This window comes from Streptosporangium sp. NPDC049248, from assembly GCF_040678965.1.
Lineage (GTDB): Bacteria > Actinomycetota > Actinomycetes > Streptosporangiales > Streptosporangiaceae > Streptosporangium > Streptosporangium fukuiense.
The window spans coordinates 98,482-123,766 of sequence record NZ_JBFAQY010000029.1 but is presented as its reverse complement, the minus strand read 5'-3'; the positions used below and the strand labels follow the sequence as shown (position 1 = coordinate 123,766).

21 protein-coding genes are annotated in these 25,285 nt (G+C 69.2%); 14 read left to right on the top strand and 7 right to left on the bottom strand.

The genetic code is table 11. The annotated features are described in order from the left end of the window. Positions 1-67: 67 nt before the first annotated feature. Positions 68-550, top strand: a complete 483-nt coding sequence (locus AB0K21_RS36265; protein WP_364156392.1) for a hypothetical protein — start codon at positions 68-70, stop codon at positions 548-550. Positions 551-744: 194 nt separating this feature from the next. On the opposite strand, the gene AB0K21_RS36260 is transcribed toward AB0K21_RS36265, so the two are convergent. Beyond that, positions 745-1,053, bottom strand: a complete 309-nt coding sequence (locus AB0K21_RS36260) for a hypothetical protein (protein WP_364156389.1) — start codon at positions 1,051-1,053, stop codon at positions 745-747. A gap of 305 nt (positions 1,054-1,358) precedes the next feature. On the opposite strand from AB0K21_RS36260, the gene AB0K21_RS36255 reads away from it, so the two are divergent. The 3 genes from AB0K21_RS36255 to AB0K21_RS36245 all read left to right on the top strand — a co-directional run bounded on the left by AB0K21_RS36255 (position 1,359) and on the right by AB0K21_RS36245 (position 6,409). Further along, complete coding sequence (locus AB0K21_RS36255) at positions 1,359-1,733, top strand: hypothetical protein (protein WP_364156386.1); 375 nt, start codon at positions 1,359-1,361, stop codon at positions 1,731-1,733. After that, the gene (locus AB0K21_RS36250; RefSeq protein WP_364156383.1) at positions 1,717-6,144 is read left to right on the top strand and encodes an AAA family ATPase; all 4,428 of its coding nucleotides are present in this window, start codon (positions 1,717-1,719) and stop codon (positions 6,142-6,144) included. The genes AB0K21_RS36255 and AB0K21_RS36250 overlap by 17 nt, the downstream gene beginning before the upstream one ends. Positions 6,145-6,247: 103 nt before the next feature. Further along, positions 6,248-6,409, top strand: a complete 162-nt coding sequence (locus AB0K21_RS36245; protein WP_343973007.1) for a hypothetical protein — start codon at positions 6,248-6,250, stop codon at positions 6,407-6,409. 96 nt (positions 6,410-6,505) lie between these two features. Here AB0K21_RS36245 and AB0K21_RS36240 read toward each other — a convergent pair whose 3' ends face one another. Together AB0K21_RS36240 and AB0K21_RS36235 are read right to left on the bottom strand one after the other, a co-directional pair. Continuing rightward, on the bottom strand, positions 6,506-6,841 hold the full coding sequence (locus AB0K21_RS36240; RefSeq protein WP_343973010.1) for a TraR/DksA C4-type zinc finger protein: 336 nt from the start codon (positions 6,839-6,841) through the stop codon (positions 6,506-6,508). A gap of 317 nt (positions 6,842-7,158) precedes the next feature. Then, the gene (locus AB0K21_RS36235) at positions 7,159-7,533 is read right to left on the bottom strand and encodes a hypothetical protein (RefSeq protein WP_343973013.1); all 375 of its coding nucleotides are present in this window, start codon (positions 7,531-7,533) and stop codon (positions 7,159-7,161) included. 222 nt (positions 7,534-7,755) lie between these two features. Between AB0K21_RS36235 and AB0K21_RS36230 the strand changes: the two genes are divergently transcribed. Beyond that, entirely contained in the window at positions 7,756-8,253 is a 498-nt protein-coding gene (locus AB0K21_RS36230) for a GNAT family N-acetyltransferase (RefSeq protein ID WP_343973016.1), read from the top strand. A 167-nt stretch (positions 8,254-8,420) separates the two neighbouring features. Here AB0K21_RS36230 and AB0K21_RS36225 read toward each other — a convergent pair whose 3' ends face one another. After that, positions 8,421-10,868 carry a M14 family metallopeptidase gene (locus AB0K21_RS36225; RefSeq protein WP_364156378.1) on the bottom strand — a complete coding sequence of 816 codons (2,448 nt, stop codon included), beginning with the start codon at positions 10,866-10,868 and terminating at the stop codon, positions 8,421-8,423. 538 nt (positions 10,869-11,406) lie between these two features. Here AB0K21_RS36225 and AB0K21_RS36220 point away from each other — a divergent pair. The 8 genes from AB0K21_RS36220 (at position 11,407) to AB0K21_RS36185 (ending at position 21,680) form a co-directional block, all read left to right on the top strand. Continuing rightward, positions 11,407-12,081, top strand: a complete 675-nt coding sequence (locus AB0K21_RS36220) for a hypothetical protein (protein WP_343973022.1) — start codon at positions 11,407-11,409, stop codon at positions 12,079-12,081. Between the two features lie 3 nt (positions 12,082-12,084). Next, entirely contained in the window at positions 12,085-13,296 is a 1,212-nt protein-coding gene (locus AB0K21_RS36215) for a copper amine oxidase (protein WP_343973025.1), read from the top strand. Between the two features lie 159 nt (positions 13,297-13,455). After that, entirely contained in the window at positions 13,456-15,762 is a 2,307-nt protein-coding gene (gene glgB / locus AB0K21_RS36210) for a 1,4-alpha-glucan branching protein GlgB (protein ID WP_364156374.1), read from the top strand. Between the two features lie 214 nt (positions 15,763-15,976). Next, positions 15,977-16,720 (top strand): YafY family protein, encoded by a 744-nt coding sequence (locus AB0K21_RS36205; protein ID WP_364156371.1) that lies wholly within the window; start codon positions 15,977-15,979, stop codon positions 16,718-16,720. A gap of 107 nt (positions 16,721-16,827) precedes the next feature. Continuing rightward, entirely contained in the window at positions 16,828-17,217 is a 390-nt protein-coding gene (locus tag AB0K21_RS36200; protein WP_364156368.1) for a VOC family protein, read from the top strand. Positions 17,218-17,296: 79 nt separating this feature from the next. Further along, entirely contained in the window at positions 17,297-17,668 is a 372-nt protein-coding gene (locus AB0K21_RS36195) for a DUF1801 domain-containing protein (RefSeq protein WP_364156365.1), read from the top strand. Between the two features lie 228 nt (positions 17,669-17,896). Then, entirely contained in the window at positions 17,897-19,492 is a 1,596-nt protein-coding gene (locus AB0K21_RS36190) for a glycosyl hydrolase family 18 protein (protein WP_343973034.1), read from the top strand. A 148-nt stretch (positions 19,493-19,640) separates the two neighbouring features. Continuing rightward, positions 19,641-21,680 carry a S8 family serine peptidase gene (locus tag AB0K21_RS36185; RefSeq protein WP_343973037.1) on the top strand — a complete coding sequence of 680 codons (2,040 nt, stop codon included), beginning with the start codon at positions 19,641-19,643 and terminating at the stop codon, positions 21,678-21,680. Positions 21,681-21,757: 77 nt separating this feature from the next. Here the strand turns inward: AB0K21_RS36185 and AB0K21_RS36180 are convergent, their stop codons facing one another. Beyond that, complete coding sequence (locus AB0K21_RS36180) at positions 21,758-22,108, bottom strand: VOC family protein (RefSeq protein ID WP_364156361.1); 351 nt, start codon at positions 22,106-22,108, stop codon at positions 21,758-21,760. Next, positions 22,105-22,425: a metalloregulator ArsR/SmtB family transcription factor gene (locus tag AB0K21_RS36175; RefSeq protein WP_343973043.1), complete on the bottom strand. Its 321-nt coding sequence runs from the start codon at positions 22,423-22,425 to the stop codon at positions 22,105-22,107. Before AB0K21_RS36175 ends, AB0K21_RS36180 begins: the two co-directional genes overlap by 4 nt. 257 nt (positions 22,426-22,682) lie before the next feature. Here AB0K21_RS36175 and sppA point away from each other — a divergent pair, with 257 nt between their 5' ends. Beyond that, on the top strand, positions 22,683-24,383 hold the full coding sequence (gene sppA / locus AB0K21_RS36170) for a signal peptide peptidase SppA (RefSeq protein WP_364156358.1): 1,701 nt from the start codon (positions 22,683-22,685) through the stop codon (positions 24,381-24,383). Positions 24,384-24,649: 266 nt separating this feature from the next. Here the strand turns inward: sppA and AB0K21_RS36165 are convergent, their stop codons facing one another. Next, on the bottom strand, positions 24,650-25,120 hold the full coding sequence (locus AB0K21_RS36165; protein WP_364156355.1) for a flavin reductase family protein: 471 nt from the start codon (positions 25,118-25,120) through the stop codon (positions 24,650-24,652). Between the last annotated feature and the right edge of the window lie 165 nt (positions 25,121-25,285).

Here is a 25,285-nt window from a genome sequence, read left to right as displayed (position 1 = left end):
CTAACTTTGCTCTGCACCGAAAAGCGATATCTCAGTCGGACCTCGCCATCCACGTACGGAGTCTCGCATGCCCATCCTCCGCACCCGCCTCGCCCGCAGGATCGCCCCGCTGGCCGCCGCACTGACCCTCGTCGGCGCACTCGCCGTGCCCGCCTCGGCGTCCGCCGATCACTCCGCCCTGACATACTTCGTGATCAGGAGCGCCAACGACTGCACGCAGGCGTCGTTCGATTACACCTACACCTATATCAACACCTTCAATGGCCGTAAGGCGTACGACGTGTATCTGAGCGGGTCGCTGTCGGACTACGGCGACTGCTACAACGACAACTACGGCGGCGCACTCCAGTTCAAGGGGTACCGGTACTCCGGAGGTACGTGGACTTACCACTCCGCGACCGTCTTCGTCACCTATGAGGCCGACGACCACACGACCGGGTTCACCACGAGTGCTCTTCCCAGCGGCCTGTACTCCGACCTGCACTTCCGAGCCTGCAACAAGGGCCCGACGGGTTACGTCGGCACCTGCGGGGCCTGGACGGGCTCGTGATCCCCGGATACCGGACCACCTGTCCCGGGCGACGGAGAGCGTCCGTTCCCATCGCCGGTCCGCCGCCGTCCGGCGGCTCGTCCTCCAGGCACCTGCCCCCGTCGTGGCCGGCATGCTCGGCCACCTCCACGACGAGCCGACGTTCCTCCTGACCGGGCGCCTCGCCGGGCTCACGCTGACAGCATGAGGAAGCCTCAGCGCAGGATCTCGGCGAGGTGGCGCCATTCCTCGCGGGGCAGGTCGAAACCCGACGCGGTGATGGCCTGCAGCGCCACCTGGTCCGCGCCCGCCGCGTGGAAGTCCTCGACCCGCGTCCGGATCCGCTCCTCGTCGCCCCAGGCGAAGAGCGCGTCGATCAGCCGGTCGCTGCCGCCGCCGGCCAGGTCGTCCTCGGTGAAGCCGCCGCGCAGCCAGTTGTTGACGTAGTTCCGCACCCCCGCCTCCTGCCAGGCCAACCCGCTGAAGACGCCGTACCGCCCGATGTTCGGGGTCTCACTGCTCATGGGAAAACCTCCAGGTCGTCAGGTCCTTCATCAGCCAACACGTCAGATGATCTCGCCTGTTCCTCGGTGGCGATCTCTCCGACGCGCCATGACGTGCTCGGCCCGCGTGGCCACCCTGGCCGGTCGGTGCCCCCTCGGGTGAGCACCTCTGAGAACCGCGAAAACGTCGAAGGCGGTGACTTTCCATAGGCGCCTAGGTCAAACTGGTGGGCGTACCACCTAGAGGAAACCGCGTCGAATTACGCGGTGGTCGCAGTAGCGGTGCGGGGGCCCAGGAATCCTGGAGTGCCAATTTGAACGTGCCGGTGACTGTCACAGCCGAGAACTCCGCGGACGAACTCCGTAACCTGCACTCCTGGTTGCGGGAAGAGCCCGAGCTGCGCGGACAGGTCCGGGTCAGGGAGGGTGACCCGCCGCCCGATGCTCTCGGTCCCGTGGTCGACGGGCTGCAGGTCGCCCTTGGTACGGGAGGGGTGGGGGCCTCGCCGGCGGGTGTGCTGATCGCCTGGCTGCGAACATGCGGAGAAGTGAGTCTGCCCCTGGCCCGCGGTGAGAACGAGACTCGCGTGGAGATGACCGCCAAGAATGTCAAAGCTCTGAATCTGGTCGAGACGCCGGCACTCACCACGCAACTGGTCGAGGTGCTCAAGAGCACCGAGGCCCATGATGGCGGCGACTGAACCGCCTCTCAGCCTGCTGCTCGCCACACCCGGCACCCAGGTACTCCTGGTCGGTTCGGGAACATACCCGACCGGCTCCCGCCTGCCCGATGTTCCCGCCGTCCCCGGCACCGTCAGCGATCTCGGACAGTGCCTGATCGACCACGCGGGGCTGGACCCGGCCGATCTGACCGTGCTGATCGATCCCTCCGGCCCGCAGGAGTTCGGCGCCGCGCTGGTCCAGGCGGCACAGCGGGCGCGAGCCGTGTTGTTCGTCTACTACCTGGGCCACGGCCTGGTCAGCAGTAACAACGAGCTGCATCTGGCCACCCGTTCGACGGTCGATCTCACCGAGGGGATTCCCAGCCACCAGGCCCTGCCGTACTCGGTCGTCCGGGAGGTCGTCGCCGGCTCCCCGGCCCGCCTGACGCTCATCGCGTTGGACTGCTGCTTCGCCGGACGAGCACAGGGGACCACCGGCCGCGCCGACATCGATCAGGTCTTCGACACCGCCCGGCAAGGCATGTATCTCCTGACCTCCACCAACAGGAACGAGGCCGCGTGGGCGCCCGAGGGACAGCGGCACACCGCCTTCACCGGTGCCCTCATCCACCTGCTGACCAATGGAGACCCCACGGCCCCGCCACTGCTGACCCTGGACGATCTCTACAGGTCACTGTCGCGCGCTCTTCCCGCGCAGGGTTTTCCCCGGCCTCGGCGTCAGGCCGCCGACTACGGAGACCGGCAGCCGATCGTCCCCAATCCCGCCTACCGGAGCAGATCCCCCGAAGACCCGAGAGAGCAGGTGGGAGATTTCAGCCCCTACCGGGGGCTGGCCGCGTTCGGCCCGGAAGACGCCGGACTCTTCTTCGGCCGCACCGATCTCATCACCGCCCTGGTCGACCGGGTGACCGGACATCCGTCCCAGGCGGGGCCGCTCGTGGTGATCGGGCCGTCCGGGTCGGGCAAGTCGTCGCTGCTCCGCGCCGGTCTGGTCCCCGCCCTCCAGCGAGGATCGCACTCCGGCGAGACCGGCAGCAGGTTCATGATCTTGAGCCCCGGTGACGATCCGGTGGGCATGCTCGCCAAGCGGTTCGCCGTTCTCGGCGACTCATCTCCCGAGGAGTTCCGGCGACGGCTCCAGGATCAGCCCGGTCATCTCCGTGAGGCGCTCGTGCGGATCCTCGGCGACCGGACCGAACGTCCGGTCATCATCGTCGACCAGTTCGAGGAGGTCTTCACCGCCTGTCCCGACGAACACCAGCGTCGAATCTTCGTCGAGGCACTGCACTCCGTATCCGTCGGCACCGAGGGTGACGCCCCGGCCGTGGTCGTCATCGGAGTGCGGGCCGACTTCTACGGACACTGCACGGCCCACCCGGAACTCCTGTCCGCCCTGGATCACCCCCTGGTCGTCGGCCCGATGACGACGGCACAGCTGAGCGAGGCGGTCGAAGGACCGGCCGCGCTGACCGGGCTGATCCTCCAGGACGGGCTCGTCGACCTCCTCCTGGAGGATCTCGGCACCGGCGCGCAGCTCAGCGCGATGGGAATGGGAGGCGTTCTCCCCCTTCTCTCCCACGCCCTGCTGGCGACCTGGCAGAACCGGGAGGGACGGACGCTGACCCTGGCCGGATACCGCGAGACCGGGGGAATCGCCAGGTCGCTGGCACAGACCGCCGACACCACCCTGCAGGGCCTCGACTCCGCGGGCCATCGGATCGCCCGGCGGCTCCTGCCCCGCCTGGTGCGGCTCGGCGAGGACACCGAGAGCACCCGGCGAACGATCCCTCTGGCCGACCTGCTTCCACCGGCCGCCTCGCCGGGGCACGTCGAGGCACGGCAGGTCCTCGACCACTTCGTCCACGCCCGGCTGGTGACGGTTGACGAGGACAGCGTGCAGCTCACCCACGAGGCCCTCATCCGCGCCTGGCCCCAGCTACGTCTCTGGATCGAGGAGGACCGCGCCACCCTGCTGGTGCTTCAGCAGCTCGGTGAGGACGCCCGCGAATGGGCCGGGCATGACCGCGATCCCGCTTTCCTCTACCAGGGCACCCGTCTCCTTGCGGCTCAGCAGGCTCGTACCCGCCGGGAGGGCGACTCCCTGCGCCACCACGTCACGCTGACCGTGACCGAGCAGGCGTTCCTCGACGCGGGTTCGGCGTTGATGAGGCGGCGGGGGCGGCAGCGCCGGCTGACCCTGGCGGTTCTGTCGGGACTGCTGGTCGTCGCCCTGGCGGCCGCGGGTCTGGCCGAGAGCCGGCGCCGGGTGGCCGACGAGCAGACCGCCGAGGCGGTCGCCCAGCGAGATCGCGTCGTCGCCAGCCTCGTCGCCGCTCGCGCAGGCGTCCTGCGGCCCACCGACCCGGTGAACGCCACCCTGCTCAGCATCGCCTCCTGGCGGCTCGGGCAGGTTCCGGAGGCCAGGGGCAGTCTGTACGAGGCGCTGGATCAGCTGGAACGGTCAGTGGTCACCGTCCCCGGCGCGGTCGTGTACGAGTTCAATCGGGACGGCACGGAACTCGTCACCTTCGGACCGGACGGCGGCGGCGTCTGGGACGCCGCCACGGGCAGACGGCTGCGGACGCTGAGCGGCTCCGGATCGGACGTCACCGTACCGATGAGCAGGGGTGCCTCAGCGGGGAGGTCGTTCAAGACCGTCACGCTCAGTCCGGACGGCCACACGCTGGCGGTCGTCACCGAAAAGGGCCGGGTACGACTCTGGGACACCGGAACAGGCCGTCAGATGGGCGCCGAGTTCGGCTCCGGGGTCGAGGCGGTGGAGTTCAGTCCCGGCGGAAAACGACTGGTTCTCGACAGGGGAGAGCCCGACTGGCTGACGTTCGATCTGGAGGTCTGGGACGTGGCCCGGCAGGTCATGCTCCACAGAACCTACTCAAGTCGGCGACTGGTCGCGTTCAGCCCCGACGACCGGCTGGCGGCCTACTTCAGCCTGGACTCGGACACCGTCGTCTGGGACCTGGCCTCGGCGAAGAAACGTCTCACTCTGCGGACGAGGTCGGCGGGAAGCGAGGCGATAAACACTGACACCTTGGGAATCGCCTTCAGCCCCGATGGAAAGTACCTGGCCGTCGCCGGCCACAGTAGCGGCCCGCGACTGTGGGACCTCGGCACCGGGCGGGTCGTCGAGGACGATTACGGCGTCGACGGCTACAGCGTCAACGACTACGACGGAGTCGGCGTGGCCATGCTGCGCTTCAGCTCCGATGGGCGCTTCCTCGCCGGATTCGACGACGACAGAGCCGTGTGCCTGTGGCGCGTCGCCGATCACACCCTGCTCCAGCGCTACAAGCCCGCCTACGAGGAGGTCTTCGACTTCCGGTTCACTCCGGACGCCTCCTCGCTCAGGCTCGTGGGCGACGACGGTGCCGTACTCACCCTTGACCTGCGCGCCGACACCCACCCGGCGATCGTCAAAGAGGCGTCGCTGAGCCGCGACGGCTCGACGGTCGTCTCCGTGGGAGAAACCACCACCCTGCTCGACTCACGCAGCCGCAAACCGATCGGGTCGATCCCCAACGACGCCTTCGACACGTTGGAAGTCGGACCCGGCGCACGGATCGTGGCGTTGCAGAAGGGCTCCCGCGTGACGCTGACCAAACCCACGGGCCAGGCACCGGTGGTCTTCGACCTACCCGGCAAAGCGCCGTACGGACGCTGGCAGTACTTTCTCCACGGCATGACGTTCAGCCCCGACGGAAAGAGCATCGCCTTCGTCACCGGTGACGACACCAAGCCCAGGCAGACGGTCCTGCTGTACGACGTCGCGACCGGGCGGCAGCTCCACTCGATCAGGGTCGATCACATCGACAGGCCCACCGGGGCATTGGCCTTCCAACCGGGTGGCCATCTGCTCGCGCTCGGCACCTACCCCGGACACGCGATCGACCTGACCTCCGGCAAGATCCTTCCCAAGAAGTTCGGCCCGGAGACGAACCAGACAAGCACGCTGGCCTTCAGCCCCGGCGGCGACCTGATCGCCGTCGGCGGCAACGACGGCCAGGTCACCTTCTGGGACGCGACCACATTCAGCCGGGTCGGGCTCAGCCTCCGTGGCCACAAGAACGGCGTCGACTCGCTCGCCTTCTCCAGCCGAGACGATCTGCTCGCCGTCGCGGCGGACGACGGCGTGCGGATCTGGGACGTCGCGAGCCGGCACCAGCTGGGTCTCCTGCTGACCACCCCGGGAGATGACGTGACCTTCGCCCCCGATGGGTCCATTCTGTACACGACCGGAAGGACCGAGGACGAGGAGACCTGGATCTCCGCCTTTCCCACAGACCCCGAGCAGGCCATCATCACCCTGTGCGCCCGGGTGGGGACCACCCTCTCAAGGGAGGAGTGGACGAGACTCATCCCCGAATCGTCCTACCGCGAGATCTGCCCGAAAAGCGCGGCGGGGATCAGGTAGGCGGCCGCCTCGGCCCGCCCCCGCCTCCTGCCAGGCCGGCCCGCCGAAGACGCCATACCGCCCGATGCCCGGGTCCCGAACGGCATGGAGAGAGGGCGGTTCCGTGTCCGGATTCACCTACCCGGCCGACGCCATCGCCGGCCAGACCGGCACCTCGGCCACCGCGTTGCTCTCCGCGCCACTCGGCGCCGCCGTACTGCCGGCCTATGCCCTGATCGCCACCGCCGTCGCCGTCGCGGTACCGCTCAGGCGGGATATCACGTAAACGATCCGCTGGAACACCCGATGATCCGGCACCGGGCCGATCTCCCAGCCGGTGTGGCGGCCCCGCCCGGCGGACGTCGAGCGGGGCCGCCGGGGGTCAGCGGGCCTCGTGGCGCCGCTGGCAGGCGATGCAGTACCGGGCGAGCGGACGGATCTTCAGCCTCTCGAAGGGAATGTCCGCGTCGCAGCCGGCGCACCGGCCGTAGGTACCGGCGTCAAGGCTCTCCAGTGCCCGCCTGGTCTCCGCGAGATCGCGGCCCGCGGCGGCGAGGGCGACGAGCTCGTCCTGCCGGGACGCGACCTCCCCGTCCTCCACCGAGGTTTCGAGCTCGTTCACCCGGGTGGTACGCCACAGGAGTTGCTCGTCCAGTTCCTCGCGGATGATCCGGGCCTGCACGCTGCTGAGACGGGTGCCCTCACTGTTGACTGACATGATCGGAAGTCCTTTCCAAAGCTGAGAACGCCAAGCGGCGCAGTTGGCCGCGCTCGTCGTCGAGTTCGCCCGGCGGGGCCTGGTCACGGCCTCGCGGACATGGCGTGAAACGGGCCGGGGTACGGCCCGATGGAACCTGCGGGGTATCGGCCGGGGCGGGGGTGTGCACAGAGTCGCGGCCGTTCCACGGCTCTGTCCGGTGACACGCGGACACGGCGGACGGCAGAGCGCGCACCCGGGTGTTCGGTGAACACCGGCGCGCGTACGCCACCCGCCGGTCGAGCGCGTGGCCCGACAGGTGAAGGGGAATGGATCGGCTAGATCAGCGGCGGGCTGCGCGAGCCCGAGGTCCGGTGGGTGGCCAGCTGGGGGCTGCGTACCATGTCCGGATCCCGCCACGCGGGGGACAGCAGCGGTAGCAGGTTCGCCAGATCGGAGGCGGAGCGCTGGTGCAGCCGCCGGAGGGCCGGCATGTGCTCGAAGGCGCCGGCGGACGCTCGCGGCATGGTCGACGACTGTTCGAGCCAGTGTCCGGGCTCCCAGACGTCGCCGGTCGCTCCGGGGGAGCGCAGGGCGGGGCCGCCGCCGTACGAGGTCGGGGCCAGGGCGGCGAGCAGGAGGGCGGCCAGAACCAAGCCCACCACCACGGACAGGGCGGTGGACTCACGTGGGGTTCGCCACGAGGTCGCCATGCTGCCGACCATAGCCCAACCAGCGAAAACAGGCACATGCCCAGCCCGGTGCCCCTGGACTCGCCTGCCTGCCCGCGCCGGCAGGCGGTGGAGACGGCCCGGCCGATCCGCCCGGGAAGATCGGGAGGCCCGGAAGGCCGGGAAGACCGTCCGGACCCGGCCCCGAGTTCCGGCAAGCGGGAGTTCAGCAGGTGCCAAGACGGGCGCGTCAGGCTGTTCCGTATGTCGTTCCTACCAAGAACCCATGAGATTCCCGCAGGTGTGGAGCATGACCGGTTCCGCATCCGGCCCATCACGGTGCACGACGCGGTGCGTGACTTCGACGCCGTGATGAGCAGCGCCGCCCGGCTGCGGGAGCGCTTCCCGCTGTGGGGCGGCTGGCCGCTCGACGACATGACACTGGAGGACAACCTGATCGATCTGGCCTGGCACCAGAAGGAGGCGCTGCTGCGCAGATCGTTCAACTACGCGGTGCTGGACCCGGAGGGGTCCCGGCTGCTCGGCTGCGTCTACATCGATCCTCCGGAAAGGCAGGGGGCCGACGCCGACGTGTCGTTCTGGGTGCGGGCCGACGAGGAGGGCACGGGCCTGGAGGAGGAACTGGAGCCGGTGGTCCGCGCCTGGTTGCGCGACGCGTGGCCGTACGCCTCGGTCCGCTGGCCTGGCAGGGAGATCTCCTGGCAGGAGTGGGATCTCCTGCCGGGCGTGCCCGGAGAGTAGACGGGCTCCGGCCGCGGACGGGGACGCGGGAGCCCCTGGCGAAGGCGGTCGGTCTCGCGGCGGGCGGGCGAGCAGGGCCGGCCGTTCGTCTTCGGCGACCAACGGCCTGTGAACGGGCGACGGCCGCCGGTCGGGGGGACCGGCGGCCGTGCGGGCGTCAGGCGGGGTCAGCGGGCGTCGCCGACCTTCACCTTCTCATTGCGGTAGTTCTTGCCGTTGCCGTCAGGCTTGTAGTTGTTCTCGACGTTGCCGGCGATGTCGACGGCGAACCAGCGGACCTCGGTGGTCTTGTCGATCGTGATCTGCTGCGCGCTCTCGCGCATTCCGGCGGCGACGAGCTTGGTGGAGTTCAGCGTCGGGCGGCTGCCGTCCAGCGTGTAGTACACGTTGGCGGGCTCGTCGGTCTTGAAGGTGAAGGTGGCCGAGGTACCGGTCTGCCCCGTCACGTTCAGCTCCGACTTCGGCTGCTTCTTGTCGTCGGAGAAGGACCTGGCGATCTCCAGGATGCCGATCTGACCGGCGGCGAACTCCATCGCCTCCTCGTGGCCCTCGGCGAACGGCGGCTGGAAGCCGACCGCCTGGAAACGCTTGGTCTCCGGGTTGTAGACGTCCGCGCCGACCTCGAAGTCCCAGCCGATGATGCCCCGGTTGTACCAGTGCTCGTCGGCGCTGTTACCGGCCGCGGAGTACAGCACGTCCGTCACCGGACCGGTGCGACCCGGCCAGATCCCCGTACCGCGCCAGGTCTGGACCGCGGAGAGGATGTGGTCGGAGGCCTTCCAGAAGTAGTTCTCCGTGCCGTAGTCGACCCGCGGCAGCAGTTCGCGACCCGCGGTCTTGTAGGCGCCCGGAGGCCACATGAAGTAGCCGCCGTAGGAGTGCGTGTTCATCGCGAACTTGATGTTCGGGAACTGGTTGGTGAGCCAGACCTGGTTGCGCGCCTCCGGCTCGGACAGCTCGGCCGGGCCCGCGAAGGTGTCGCTGGTGCAGGTCGTCGAGGCGCCGTTGTAGCCGTCGAACACCGAGCCGACCGAGAAGTTACGGTTCAGGTCCACGCCCCAGGAGTTGCGCCGGGCCGGGTCGCCGTTGGTCACATCACAGTGGTTGGTCATGTTGCGGCGCTGCGAGTTGTAGTCGTACAAGCTGTAGTGGCCGCCGTCGGGGTTGGCCGTGGGCATGACGAAGATGTCGAGGTTGTCGACCAGCTTCTTGGTCTCCGCGTCCTTGGCGTAGTTGCGCACCAGCCGCTCGGCGGTCTCCAGGCAGACCAGCGGGGTCACCCACTCGCGGGCGTGCTCCTGGCAGTAGAGGAACACGCCGACCTTCGAGCCGTCGCGCTTCTTGCCGATGCGCAGCGCCTTCATCTGGAACGGGTCACGCGAGACGGTCGCCGGCGCCTTGAGGTTGTCGGTCAGCTTCGTCGCCGCGGCCGCGGCGACGAGACCGGCGCCGGCGTTGCCCCGGTAGGTGGCGGCGGTCAGCAACGCCGACGCTGCGGCGTTACCGTTGAGCGCGTCCACCACCGCCTTGGCGGTGCTGTTGATCGCGGCGGACGCGTCCGTGCCGAGGTTGACCACGACGTCCTTACCGCTCACCGAGACGCTCAGCGCGGCCGAGGCGGTGTCCGGCTTGACCAGGGCGACACTGATGTCGTTGCCGCCCTCGTGCCCGTAGGCCTTCGAGCTCACGTAGAACGTGCTCGCCGTGGCCGTGCCGAACTGCGCCTGCGCCGCCCGGCGGTAGCCGTTCGTCTTGTTGGGCAGGTCGACGATCTGGGTGATCTTCGGGAACTCCGCGGCCAGGGCGGTGATCCGGCCGGTGAGCTCGGTGGGGTCCATGTAGCGGTCGACGAAGTCCGCGACGTAGTGCTTGCTCGGCGCCTTGCGCTTCTCACCCAGCCACTTGGTCACCGGAACCGTGACCGAGCCACCCCGGTTGCTGGTGATCGTGACCTTGGTGGGAACCGCGGTGAGGGCCAGCGGCGAGTTGAACCGGTGGTACATGTACTGGCCGGCGTCGGTGAAGCGCGACATCGTCGTGGTGCCGCCCGAGTCCGGGGCCGTGTCCTTTCCGCTGTCCCAGGTGGCGGTGAGCACGGTCTGCGCGTCGATGGCGCTCGACTTGACCTCCACCGAGAGGAAGTGCTCGTTGTCGAGGCTGGTGAACCACTCGGCGCGGAGCGGGGTCAGCGTGTCGACGTCCGCCGCCGCCTCCGCAGCCTGGGCGAGCGCCTCCTGCCGTGCGACCCTGTTCTCGGCCACATCGGTCTGGTCGAAGATGGCGTCGCGCACGTCGATGCCGAGGTCGCGCAGTCCCTGGGCCTCTTCTGGACTCAGTACCGCGTGCACCTCCAGGCCTTCGTCGACGGGCTTCTTGTATTCCGCGAGGTCGACGCCCATGTCGTTGAGCCGTTCGACGGACTCCTGGTCGGGAACGATGACGCGCAGCAGCGCCACGCCGTTCTGCTCTGTGCTGGACTGCCGGTCGGGGGCGACCTCACTGGTCTGCGGCGCCGGATCGGCCAGTACCGGCATCGCGCTGAGGCTGAGGGCAAGGGGCAGGGCGAGTACGACCGCGACGCGACCGGCTCTCCTCCCGTTGAGGGGGCTCCTCATGAAAAATTCCTCCAGTTCGCGCACACCCCAGATAGTTGGTCATTCTGGAATGAAGTGCGCAATTGGCAAGAATCCTCGCTAGAGGTCGAATATTCGTCAAGGCCCCAAAACGGCATATCAGGCGTACTTAAATTCTGTAAGCAAATATTCACATGAAGGTTATATGTGACTTATGCCATTCAGCCCAGAACTGTGGTATATAGCAAAGATCAATAGCCTGTCAAGTAAGTGCATCACGTAATTGATGGGTGTTTGGGCGATTTATGACCATTAGTGGCCGTATGTCGCTATCGCAACCGGGTGCGATCCTGGCGATCGGCACCCCGCCACCCCCACCGCCGACCGGATCGGCACCCGCCGGTGAAGCACCCCGGACGGCCGGGACGGTTCCCCCAGGCCTCGCGGAGCAAAAGGCCATCAAGTTCCGCAAACCTCGGTAACACCCACCAAAAACGCAATACGCCTTTAGACCCACCCTCCCCCTCCCCGATCGCTACCCTTCGCAATGAAAAGTCAACGGTGAGTAAAGAGGGCGCTCATGGGGCGAAGGTTGATCGTGACGGCGATCGCGGGGGCGGGGGTGGCCGTCGTCGCCGGCGCGCTGCTGTTCGTCTCCGGCGAGCAGGGGTCGCAGGCGGCGCGGTCCGCCCCGCGGATGCCCGCATGGGAGGATCCACTGACCGGTCAGGAGGTCGCCCAGGCCACCGCCATCGCGTCGGCGGGCTCCAGGTCGCACCTGGCCGCGGGGCGGATCAAGCTGCTCTACGTGGAGCGCGACGACGACAAGGACGTCTCGGACCGCCGCCGTGCCGACGCGTATCTCTACGACTACGGCAGTGACAGGCTCATCGTGCGGACCGTCGACCTCGGCCGGGGCACCGTCGTACGGGAGACGGTGGCGCGGGGGGTGCAGCCGCCGCCGTCGAAGGAGGAGGAGACGACGGCCGCCGGGCTCCTGCTGGCCCACCCGGGATACGGCAAGGTCGCACGCGAGGCGTACGCCGGGGCGGGAGGCGGACGGCTGGGGTCGGCGGCGGATCTGGGGCTGCGCGGGCTGATCTTCACCCCGTCCGGCGAGAAGGGACCGGCCAGGCAGTGCGAGGCCCACCGGTGCCTGCGGCTGTTCGTCCGGCTGCCCGACGGCACCTGGCTGGACACCAGCCGGCTCGTCGTCGACCTGTCCGCCAAGAAGATCCACACCCTGGAGTGGTGATCAGTGTTCCTCCGCCTCGCCCTCTCCTGCGCCCTGCTCGCCGGAACCCTCACCGCCCCCCAGGCCGCACCGATACCGCCGCTCCCCTCGCCCGGCGCGCCGTCCGGCGCCCCGGCCGAGACGGCGGAGACGACCGCCGCGCAGCCCGGTACGGCACCGTGTAACGCGCCGTACCGGATCGACAAGACCCTGCCCAACGGGGCGCGCTGGCAGCTCTGCTGGGAGATGCGCAACGTCGAGGGGCTGACCCTGACCAGGGTCGTCTACACACCGAGGAACCAGCGGGCGATCGCCGTGCTGCGCAGCACCTCGCTGGCCCAGATCCACGTGCCCTACGACAGGGGCCGGCCGCGCTACCACGACATCGGGTCGCTGGGCTACACCGCCATCCCGCTCCGGGCGGCCGACTGCCCGCTCGGCGAGCGTCGCGAGCAGTTCGTCTGCGTGACGACCAGGGCCCGCGGCCACGCGTACCTGAAGTCGGTCCCCGACCAGCCGAACCTGACGGCCCAGGGGCGTGACCTGGTGGTGTTCGCCGCCTTCCAGGTCGGCTGGTACACCTACCTGGCCGAATGGGCCTTCTCCGACGACGGTGCGATCACCCCGCGGGTGGGGGCCACCGGGTCACTCGCCGGTTTCACCACCACGCCGGAGCACGGCTGGCCCATCGGGGTGGGCGACGACAGGTTCGAGGCGAGCCACACCCACAACATCTTCTGGCGCCTGGACTTCGACGTGGCGGGCCGGGCCGACGACGTCGTGGAGCAGTACGACTTCAGCGGCTCGGGCACCGCGAACCGGCGGCTTGAGCGGACGACGTTCGGCACCGAGGCCAAGGCCGTCAGCAGGCCGATGCGCTGGTGGCGGGTGGTGGACCGCAAGGTGCGCAACGCCGACGGGCACCGTGTCTCCTGGGAGATCAACAACTCCGACAGCGCCCAGTACCGGGGCCCCGCCGACGAGGCCTTCACCCGGGCCGATCTCTACGTCACCGACTACCGCTCCTGCGAGCGCCTGGCGAGCGTCAACCCGACCCCCCGGTGCGCCAAGTCCGTCGACCGCTACACCAACGGCGAGCGACTGACCGACCCGGTCCTGTGGGTCAACGTCGGCTACCACCACGTCCCCCGCGACGAGGACGCCGACCCGATGCCGAGCCACTGGCAGGGATTCCGCATCACCCCCCGCGACGTCACCGCCAAGAACCCGTACTGACGCCCGGTTCCGGCACGCTCCACATAGCCGGCGATCGTCACTTTTCTCCCATTCGGCTCCGCACCTTTTCCTCACACGCATGGTGATAGTGGACAAGGGCATGGGTTGAGAGACCCGGGTAGGGCAAGGTAGGGGCTATCGATCTACGGGAGTTGACTCATGAACGCGCACTTGGACCTGGACCGGCTCGCGGGCGGAGCGCACCATGATCCGCACTCGATCCTCGGGGCGCACCAGGGTCCCGAGGGCGTGACGATACGGACGCTGCGCCCGCTGGCACAGAAGGTCCAGGCCCTCGTGGACGACAGGGCCCACGACATGAGGCATGTGGCCCACGGTGTCTTCGCGGTGACGATCCCCGGCCTCGACAAGATCCCCGACTACCGGCTCCGGATCGCCTACCCCGATGCCGAGCCCTACGAGACGGACGACCCCTACCGGCACTGGCCCACGCTGGGCGAGATGGATCTGCACCTGATCGGCGAGGGGCGCCACGAGCGGCTCTGGGAGACCCTCGGCGCGCGGGTCATCCGGCACGAGGACGTCGAGGGCACGGCCTTCGCCGTGTGGGCGCCCAACGCCCGCGGCGTCCGGGTCATCGGCGACTTCAACCACTGGGACGGCACCGCGTATCCCATGCGCTCGCTCGGCAGGTCGGGCGTGTGGGAGCTGTTCATCCCCGGTCTCGGCCCCGGCGACCGTTACAAGTTCGGCATCCTCGGCTCGGACGGGATCTGGCGGGCCAAGGCCGACCCGATGGCCCGGCGTACCGAGACACCGCCCGCGACCGCGTCGGTGATCGAGAAGTCGGAGTACGGCTGGCGGGACGAGGAGTGGATGCGGCGCCGTGCCGGCGGCGCCGCGGTGCGCGAGCCGATGAGCGTCTACGAGGTGCACCTCGGCTCCTGGCGCCCCGGCCTGTCGTACCGGGAGCTGGCCGTCGAACTGGTCGACTACGTGGTGGACATGGGGTTCACGCACGTGGAGTTCATGCCGGTGGCCGAACATCCGTTCGGCGGTTCCTGGGGTTACCAGGTGACGTCCTACTACGCGCCGACCGCCCGTTTCGGCTCTCCCGACGACTTCCGCCATCTGGTCGACAGCCTGCACGAGGCGGGCATCGGGGTACTGGTCGACTGGGTGCCCGCGCACTTCCCGATGGACGACTGGGCGCTGGCCAGGTTCGACGGCACCCCGCTGTACGAGCACGCCGACCCCGCGCGGGGCGAGCACCCCGAGTGGGGCACCTACATCTTCGACTTCGGCCGCAGGGAGGTGCGCAACTTCCTGGTCGCCAACGCGGTGTACTGGCTGCGCGAGTTCCACGTCGACGGGCTGCGCGTCGACGCGGTGGCCTCGATGCTCTACCTCGACTACTCACGGCGCGAGGGCGAGTGGACGCCGAACGAGTACGGCGGCAGGGAGAACCTCGACGCGGTCGAGTTCCTCAAGGAGATGAACGCGGTCGCCTACCGGGAGGCGCCGGGCATCGTCACCGTCGCCGAGGAGTCGACCGCGTGGCCGGGCGTCTCACGCCCCGTGCACCTGGGCGGGCTCGGCTTCGGGTTCAAGTGGAACATGGGCTGGATGCACGACACGCTCGCCTACCTCGGGCACGAGCCGGTCTTCCGCCAGTACCACCACCACCAGATGACGTTCTCGCTGATGTACGCGTACTCGGAGAACTTCGTGCTGCCGCTGTCGCACGACGAGGTGGTGCACGGCAAGGGGTCGCTGCTCGGCAAGATGCCCGGTGACGAGTGGCAGCGGTTCGCGAACCTGCGCGCGCTGTTCGCCTTCATGTGGGCCCACCCGGGCAAGCAGCTGCTGTTCATGGGCGGCGAGTTCGGCCAGGGCTCGGAGTGGTCGGAGGAGCGCGGGCTCGACTGGTGGGTGCTCGACTTCGACGGGCACCGGGGGGTGCAGCGGCTGGTCCGCGACCTCAACCGGGTCTACAAGGACTCTCCCGCCCTGTGGAGCGTGGACGCCTCCCCCGAAGGGTTCCGCTGGATCGACGCCGACGACGCCCAGGGCAACGTGTTCTCCTTCCTCCGCTACGCCGAGGACGGCTCGGCGGTGGCCTGCGTGGCCAACTTCTCCGGCGCCCCGCACGAGAACTACCGTCTCGGCCTGCCCTTTCCCGGCCGGTGGGAGGAGGTGCTCAACACCGACGCCTACGACTACGCGGGCAGCGGCGTGGGCAACCTCGGCGCCGTCGAGGCCGTCGAGGAGCAGCGCCACGGCCTGCCGTACTCCACCACACTGCGCGTCCCGCCGCTGGGCGCCCTCTGGCTGCGCCACCCGGGTGAGTCCGAGTCCGCCGTGGAGTCCCCCGTGGAGTCCACGGCGGAACCGGCGGCGGACGAGCGCGCGGTGCGGATCGTACGGGAGCGACCGGAGAGGCGGGCCGCGACCGAGTCGCCCGCCGACGAGCCGAAGGAACGCGAGGAGGCCGAACCGGCCTGATCACACGACCCCGCCGTCACAGCCGGGGTCGCCGCCGGGAGCGCGGAGGCCGCGTCATCGGCGACCGGCATCCCGCCGGGCGCGGGCACCGAGGCGTTCTTCGTCATGAACATCGACGGGCCGACCCTGGTTCCGGCCGCGACCGGCAAGATGACCGAACTCAACATCCGGCCCCGCCGAACCCCCGGCTTTCGAAGCCTCGCCGATGCCTGCGATGACCTTCGTTACAGACCCTGAGCGTAGTCTCGACGCCGTGAATCGAATGGATCGGCTGTATGCGCTGGTGGAGGAGTTGAGAGCGGTTGCCCCGCGGGGCCGCAGCGCTCGACGGCTCGCTGAGCGCTTCGAGGTCAGCACGCGGACCATCGAGCGCGACATCAGCGCCCTACAGCAGGCCGGCCTGCCGATCAGTGCCCAGCAGGGCAGAGGGGGAGGCTATGCGCTGGACAAGGCCATGACCCTGCCCCCGCTGAACTTCACCCCAGCGGAAGTCGTCGCCGTGGCCGTGGCGCTGAGCAACACGGACCATACCCCCTTCGCCCGCGACGCCCGCAGCGCGTTACGCAAGATCGTGGCCGCGATGCCCGACGCCGCCGCACAGCAGGCTCGCGCGCTCGCCGCCACCGTGCGCCTGTTCCTGCCTCCCGGTGGTGTCCCAATGGAATCGGCCATCGTCGACACGGTGCGGCAAGCGATCCGGCAACGTCGGGTCCTGAGAATCGAATACGGCGACACTCGGGGGGAGCGGAGCAGCCGCGATGTCGAGCCGGGACTTCTGGTGGCGGGCCCTCGTGGTTGGTATCTGACCGGGTGGTGCCGACTACGGCAGGACACCCGCGCCTTCCGGCTCGACCGGATGCTTCGCGCCGAGCTCACCTCGGAAAGCCTCACCGGCCGGTTCCCCGTGCCAGAGCCGTCCGTATCGGAGCTGACCACTTGGACTCCCTCCTGGGAGTGAAAGTCGTTGCGTGTCAAAACACCGACATAGGGCTGTCGCCTTGGCAGGGAAAGATGGCCGCCAGGCCCGCTCGGACGGGTACACCCGCCCCTTCCCAGGAGATGATTATGACTACGCCCGCATATGGATCCGTTGCCTGGTTCGAGATCGCCACGGACGACCCAGACCGTGCCCGGCGGTTCTATGGTGAGCTGTTCGGCTGGCAGATCACCGGTGACGAGCAAGCCGACGAGGCGGGCATGGACTACCGGCTGATCACCACCGGGCACGGCGGCGCACCGGTCGGGGGCATCCTGGGTGTCGGCAGCACAAACTCGGGGCACGCCGTGTTCTCGATCGCGGTGCGTGATGTGGCGGCCGTGTGCGCGTCGGTCGAACGGCTCGGCGGCACGGTGGTGCTCCAGCACGCAGCCTCCGGCGATGGGCCTGCGAATGCCTATCTACGCGACCCCGCCGGCAACCTGTTCGGGGTGTTCTCTCCTCCTACCCTGGCGTGAGCCCCAGCAGCAGGGAGGAGGATCCCCTTCCCTGCCCAGCCCTTCCTGTCGGGCCACCCACACGTTCAGAAGGAATCAGATGGCACAGCAGGATGATCTGACCGTCGAGGACCTCCTTAGGGGGCATGACCCGGCGGTTGTCACCGCGGCCCTGTGGTTGCGCGACCTGGTGATCTCTACGGTTCCCGACGCCCGGGAAAAGGTCTGGCCCGGCTGGCACGGCTTCGGTTACCGCCATCCGCGGGCCGGCTACCTCTGCGGTGTCTTTCCCCGTGAGCGCACCGTCTCGTTGTTCTTCGAACACGGCGCGCGGTTGCCCGATCCCGCGTGCCTCCTCACCGTCTCCGGGCGCCGGGGCCGCTCCGTTGTCGTCGAACGGGCCGGTGAACTGCCGACCGATCAGATCATCGCTCTGATCGACGCGGCGATCGATCACCGTGGGAGCAGGTGAACGCTCCCAAAGCGGGTCATGAGAGGGGTCGTCAGGTGAGCGAGACGCTTCCACCTGGACCTCACCCGCGCCACCCGTTCCACCGCCGCTTCTCCCAAAACCTTAAATCGGCCTTATATCCGCGACCGAGGCATTGACCGTCGACGAAGGAGAACCTACGCTCAAGAAATTAATAGGAAACTTTCCTATGAATACGGGGGCTAGGCACTCTCTGACCTGGAGCGACCCTTGCGACGAATTACCATCGGCTCCTTCATCGCAGCGGCGGCGCTGCTGATTCCGCTGGGGATCGGCAACGCCACGGCCGCCACACCCGCCACCGCGACCTACTCGACCGTTACCGACTGGGGTTCCGGCTTCGAGGGCAAGGTCGTCGTCAAGGCCGGCACGAGCGCGCTGACCAGTTGGAAGGTCGAATTCGACCTCCCCGCCGGCAAGTCGATCAGCTCGGCCTGGGACGCGGACCTGACCAAGAACGGGAACCACTACACCTTCGTCAACAAGTCGTGGAACGGCGCGCTGGCGGCGGGTGCCTCGGTGAGCTTCGGCTTCAACGGCGCACCCGGCGGGGTGTCCGGCGTGCTCAACTGCACGCTGAACGGCGCCGGCTGCGACGGCACCGGCGGCCCCGACCCCACGCCGACTCCGACGGTGACCCCGACGGTGACCCCGACCCCCACGCCGACCGTGACCCCGACCGTCGACCCCTCCGCCAAGAAGCTCATCGGCTACTTCACCCAGTGGGGCGTCTACGGCCGCAACTACCACGTGAAGAACCTGGTCACCAGCGGTTCGGCGAGCAAGCTGACGCACATCCTGTACGCCTTCGGCAACACCACCGGCGGCAGGTGCACCATCGGCGACTCCTACGCCGACTACGACAAGGCATACACCGCGGACCAGAGCGTCGACGGCGTGGCCGACACCTGGGACCAGCCGCTGCGCGGCAACTTCAACCAGCTCCGCAAGCTGAAGAAGGCGTACCCGAACATCAAGGTCATCTGGTCCTTCGGCGGCTGGACCTGGTCCGGCGGCTTCACCCAGGCGGCGGCCAACCCGACCGCGTTCGCCGACTCCTGCTACAACCTGGTCGAGGACCCGCGCTGGGCGGACGTGTTCGACGGCATCGACATCGACTGGGAGTACCCCAACTCCTGCGGTCTCACCTGTGACAACAGCGGCCCGAACGCGTTCAAGAACGTGATCTCCGCGCTGCGGGCCAAGTTCGGCACCGGCAACCTGGTCACGGCGGCCATCACCGCCGACGGCTCCACCGGCGGCAAGATGGACGTCGCCGACTACGCCGGCGCGGTCTCGAATCTCAACTGGCTCATGCCGATGACCTACGACTTCTTCGGCGCCTGGGACGCCCAAGGCCCGACGGCTCCGCACTCGCCCCTCACCGCCCTCCCCAACTCCACGAAGCCCGGCTTCTACTCCGACGCCGCCATCCAGAAGCTGAAGGACAAGGGCGTCCCGGCCAACAAGCTCATGCTCGGCATCGGCTTCTACGGCCGCGGCTGGACCGGCGTGACCCAGGCGGCTCCCGGTGGCACCGCCACCGGCCCCGCCCCCGGCACCTACGAGCAGGGCAACGAGGACTACAAGGTCCTCAAGACCAAGTGCCCGGCCACCGGCACCGTCGCCGGCACCGCCTACGGCTTCTGCAACGGCCAGTGGTGGGGCTACGACACCCCCGCCACCATCACCGGCAAGATGACCTACGCCAAGAACCAGGGCCTGGGCGGCGCGTTCTTCTGGGAGACCAGCGGCGACACCGCGAACGGTGAGCTCATCACCGCCATGTCCAACGGTCTCAAGTAATATCCCAATCACTCGACCCTCCGTGTGCGTCACGCCGCGGGGGGTCGAGCAGTTCCTGAGAAGATCCTCAAAATCCGGGGCAAAGTATTCACGCGTCGCATATGGCTGTTTAGACTCCTAAACGCCCTTTGATCCCCCCGGAGGACGTGTGCGAGTTCGAGCCCTGGTGGCCCTGGCGTTGGTCCTCACCATCGCACCCGCGGTACCCGCCCTCGCCGAGAACCCTCCGGCTCCCCCGGGCGCCTCCGCGAGTCCGTCCCCCGGCCCGGATGAGAGCGCGCCCGCCGACGTGCCGGCCCCGCCCACCGACGGCGAACTCCCGCCCGGTGACGGCGAGACCCAGCCTGGTGACGGCGAACCCCAGCCGAAGCTGGAGACGGGGCTCGCCGCGGAGAGCGACGGGACCCGGGTGATCGTCGAGCTGGCGGCCCCCGAGGCGGCGGCGCCGGTCGCCGGGGAGGCGGAGCGACTCCCCGATGCCCAGGTCGTCCTCGAACCCTCCGACACCTCGTTCATCGTGGTCGAGGGCAGCGGCGAGTCGCTCGCCAAACTGGCCGAGGACCCGCGCGTCCTGTCCATCCGCCGCGACCGCGTCTACTCCCCCGCCGCGCTGACCTCGCTGGGCTCGCTGGCCTCCAGCCTGCAGGTGGTCGGCGCGGACAAGGCGCACGCCGCCGGGACCAAGGGTGCGGGCCAGACGATCGCGGTCATCGACACCGGGATCGACGCCGGCCACCCCGACTTCGGGGGCAGGGTCGTGGGTCAGGCCTGCTTCTCCGCGACGGACGAGGGCGCGCAGTCCCTCTGCCCGAACGGGCAGACGAGCGACCCCGGATCCGCCGACGCCAACACCCCCGCCTGCGTCCACGAGCAGGTCAACCTCTGCGACCACGGCACCCATGTGGCGGGCATCGCGCACGCCGTCGCCCCCGAGGCGGACATCGTCGCGGTCCAGGTGTTCAGCAGGTTCAACGACTGCGACGACGAGGGCGGCGCCTGCCTGAGCGCGTTCGAGTCCACCATCCTGCTCGCCCTCGAACACGTCGCGAAGCTCAAGGAGGGCGGCACGAACATCGCCGCGGTGAACCTCAGCCTCGGCGGCGGCCTGTACGAGGGAGCCTGTGACGCCGAACCCGAGTTGGCGTCGATGAAGAGCAGGATCGACGACCTTCGCGCCAAGGGGGTGGCCGTGGTGGCCGCCGCCGGCAACGAGGGCCTGTCCGGCGCCGGGGCTCCCGGCTGCCTCTCCGGCGCGGTGACCGTGGGCGCGACGGGCGACGACGACACCATCCCCTACTGGTCCAACTACGGCTCCGTGCTCGACCTCTTCGCTCCCGGCCTTGACATCGACTCCGCGGTGCCGGGCGGCGGCCACCAGGTCTACAGCGGCACCTCGATGTCCACCCCGTTCGTCACCGGCGCCCTGGCGCTGATGGCCCAGAAGGCGCCGGGCGCCCCGGACGCGCTGGAGGCCGCGCTGAAGACCGCGGGCCGGCCGATCACCTACGGCAGCGTGACCACCCCCCGCCTCGACCTGAACGCCGCGATCGCCGGGGGCACCCCCGGCGATCCCATCACCCGGACCCCTCCCCCCGACTCCGCCGACTCCCCTGAGGACCCGTCCGAGGACCCGTCGGAGGAGCCCAGCCCGGAACCGAGTTCGGGTCCCACGCCCACACCCACGCCGACCGACCCGGTGCCGACGCCGATCCCGCTGCCGACGGTGACGGTCACCGTGACGGTGACCGTCCCCCCGACGACTCCCCCTGCGGCCCCCACGGTGTGCACCCGCGGCAAGTCCACGAAGACGCTGACCGTCGCGCAGTGGGCGACGGAGATCAGCCGGGGCTCCGGGACGATCCCGGACGCGACGCTCGGCTGCTACCTCGGCCTGGTGAGCAAGGCCAGCAAGGTCTTCTCCGAGATCACCCGCGCCTCCACCCTGGGCACCGCGTACAAGGTGCTCAAGCCCGCCAAGAAGACGTCGAAGGCCAAGCTGGAGGGCGAACTGCTGGCCGCCTGGCTGAACTGGGCGAACGGCGGGGTGAACTTCACCGCGAAGATCAAGGAGACGGCGACGCTGAAGACGGTCCTCACCTCGGTGGAGAAGCAGCGCCTGAAGGGCACCACTCCCGCCGCGTCCACCTCGCTGCTCAAGAAGAAGGTGAACGCCCGCCGGGCTGCCTAGTACGTGATCGGGGTTGAGAAACAACCGGTGGCTGTTCCTCAACCCCGATCAGCCGCCGCCCGTCGCGGTGGCGGCGCTCATGCCTGGATGAGGGTGAGGACGTTGCCGGCCGGGTCCTTGACCTGTGCCTTGACCACCCAGCCGTTGTCGGTCGGCGGCATGGCGACCGCGCCGCCCAGTTCGGCCGCACGGCGGACCGCCTGCTCAAGGTCCGGGACCACCACGCCCAGGGTGACGCCGGCCTGTTCGGTTTCGACGATCGCCCCGCCCAGCCCGCCGGGCGTCTGAACCAGCGCGTACCCCGGCCCCTTGCGGTCGACCTGCCAGTCCAGCAGATCGCCGTAGAAGCGGTGCAGGTCCGCGTCGTCCGGGCCGCCGATGTCGAAATGCGCCACCGCGTTCGCCGGGCGCACAGTCTGCTCGTTCATGTCATGTCCTCCTGGGTCTCTTCGCCGTCCCGGGCCTGGACGGTGGCCGGAAAAGCCTGCACGAGCAGGTCGGCAAGCCGGTGAAGCCGTTCAGGGCAGGCCCGGTAGAGCCGATACGTCCGGTCGACTCTCATCGTGACCAAGCCGGTCTTGCGCAGCACCTTCAGGTGCTCCGAAACGCTGGCCGGGGCCAGGCCGAGTTCGTCGGCCAGTTCTCCCGCGCCGCGCTCACGCTCCCAGACCTCGGAGAGGATACGCCGACGGTGCCTGCCGGCCACGGCGCGCAGGAGTTCATCGAGATCATCCGGCTCGATCACGACGGCGATGCTATTTCGGATTAATCCGAAATAGCAAGCGGCCGGTCACACGCGTTGCCCCGGCAGGCGGGTGAACCTCGCCACACCGCGCATCCCCGGTTAGGGACCACTCACCGCGTACCCGGCAGGCAGCCGAACGTCCGGCAAGCCCGGTGAAAGCGGGACACCGGCAAGCCTCACCGCCCCGCCTACCCGGAAAGCCGACGAACCTACGCCGATCCGCATAAGCCTGGTATGTGTCGCTTAGGGTGAAGGGCATGGACGCGACCAAGGTGATCATCGATACCGTCGACCGGTTCAAGCAGCGGCGTACCGCCCCGCTGGTCCTTGAACTCGACCTCACCGAGGGCCTGACCGACGGCGCCCCGGCGGATCCGCTGGGCGCCATCCTCGCGATGCGCAAGACGAGCCTGGCCGACGTGCTGGCCGGGCTCAAGCGAGCCAGGAAGGACGACCGGGTCAAGGCCCTGATCGTCAAGATCGGCACCCAGTCACCGGGGCTCGCGGTCGTCCAGGAGCTCCGCCAGGCCGTCGCCCTCTTCCGCGCCTCGGGCAAGCTGACCGTCGCGTTCGCCGAGAGCTTCGGCGAGTTCAGCGGGGGCACCGTCCCCTACTACCTGGCCAGCGCCTTCGAGCGGGTCTACCTCCAGCCGTCCGGCGACGTCGGGCTCACCGGCGTCGCGATGGAGCAGCGCTTCCTGCGCGGCGCGCTGGGCAAGCTCGGCGTCGAGTACCAGCTCGGCCAGCGGCACGAGTACAAGACGGCCGCCAACACCTTCACCCAGGACCACATGACCGACGCCCACCGCGAGTCGATGGGCCGCATCACCGAGTCGGTCACCGAGCAGGTCGTGGCGGGCGTCGCCGAGGGGCGCGGTCTGGAGCCCGCCAGGGTGCGCGAGCTGATCGACCAGGGCCCGTTCATCGGCGCCGAGGCCGTCGAGGCCGGGCTCGTCGACCGGATGGCCTACCGCGACGAGGTCTACGACGAGGTCAAGCACGAGGTCGGCGAGAACTCGCTGCTGCTGTACGTCGGCCGCTACGCCAAGGCGCTGACCGCGAAGAAGCTCCCGCACCCGGGCGAACAGGCCGTCGCGCTGGTCCGCGGCAACGGCGCGATCCGGCTCGGCCGCAGCGGCCGCAGCCCGATGGGCGGCGGCGGCGCGATGGGCTCCGACACCATCTGCGCCGCGCTGCGCGCGGCCCGCCGCGACGACAGCGTCAAGGCGGTCGTCTTCCGGGTCGACAGCCCCGGCGGCTCGTACGTGGCCTCCGACGCCATCTGGCGCGAGGTCGTGCTGACCCGCAAGGCCGGCAAGCCCATCGTGATCTCGATGGGCGACCTGGCCGCCTCCGGCGGCTACATGGTCTCGATGGCCGCCGACGTGATCGTGGCCCAGCCGGGCACGCTCACCGGTTCCATCGGCGTGTTCGGCGGCAAGGCGGTCATCGGCGGCCTGCTGGAGAAGATCGGCGTCACCTCGGAGATCGTCGGCGAGGGCGCCAACTCCGGGATGTTCTCCCCCACGAACGCCTTCTCCGAGGCCCAGTGGGTGCGGATCAACGCCTGGCTCGACCGGGTCTACGACGACTTCGTGAACAAGGTCGCCGAGGGTCGCGGCCTGACCCGCGAGCGCGCCCACGAGCTGGCCAAGGGCCGGGTCTGGACCGGGGCCGACGCCCTGGAGAACGGGCTCGTCGACGAGCTCGGCGGCCTGGAGGACGCGCTGGCCGTGGCCCGCAGGAAGGCCGGCCTGCCCGCCGACGCCCCGGTGCGCGCCTACCCCAAGCTCAACCCGCTGGAGCGGCTGCGCCCCGCGGAGTCCAGCGAGGACAAGGCCGCCGCGCTGGCCCGGGTCCGCGTGGAGGCGTGGGGCCCCCTCGCCCATCTCGCGGGCGAACTGGGCCTGCCCTCGTACGGGCCGCTCATCCTGCCGGGCTCGTGGACGATCCGCTGACGTTGTCTCCCGCGCGCTTCGGCCGTACGGACCGCTCGGCTCGGCGGACTGATCGTCTTCGCTGAGCAGCCGCCGCGTTCGGACAGAGCGTCCGGCGGCTTCGGCTGGGGCCGCCACCCGGATCGGGTGGCGGCCCTTCGGATCAGCGGTGGCGACTCCGACCGTGCGACATTCGCCTCCCGTACGGAAGCGAGCGACGGCCCGCCGGTTCAGCGGTAGCGGCTCCGCGCCTCCCGTACGGAAAGAGCGAGCGGCGGACCACCAGGTCAGCGGTAGCGGCTCCGGTAGCGCGTCAGCGGTGGAACGGACGCGTCGACGTAGTCGACCCCGAGGACCTTGGCGACGAAGAGGGTGTGGTCTCCGGCCGGGACGACCTTGACCGTCTCGGCCTCCAGCGCGGTGACACCGCCGTCCACGATGAGGGCCCCGCTCCGCTCACCCCGGTGATGCGGCATGCCCGCGAGCAGCAGCCTGGCACCGGGACGCCCTGCCGTGGCGAACCGGCTGGCGATCGTCTTCTGCCCGGCCGACAGCACGCTGGCGGCCCAGCGGTCGTGCCGGAGCAGCAGCTCGTTGAGGTATCCGGTGTTGCCCAGGCTCACCATCACCAGCGGCGGGTCCAGCGAGATCGAGGTGAACGTGCCGACCGTGACCCCCACGTCGTCCCGCTCGTCCTTCACGGTGACGATCGTCACCCCGGTCACCACCTGGGCCATGGCCTCGACGAACTCGTTCATGCGGCAATCATCCCGGAGCCTGGTGTAGGCGGGACATCCGCCCGGCAAAGCCGTGGTCGCACGCGGCTGATCAAGGTTCCGCCAGGTAGAACAGTGACGACATCGGGCGGGATCACCCTTGACCGCTTCCGGACACAATCTCCCCATCACCCCCGGTCACTGGCG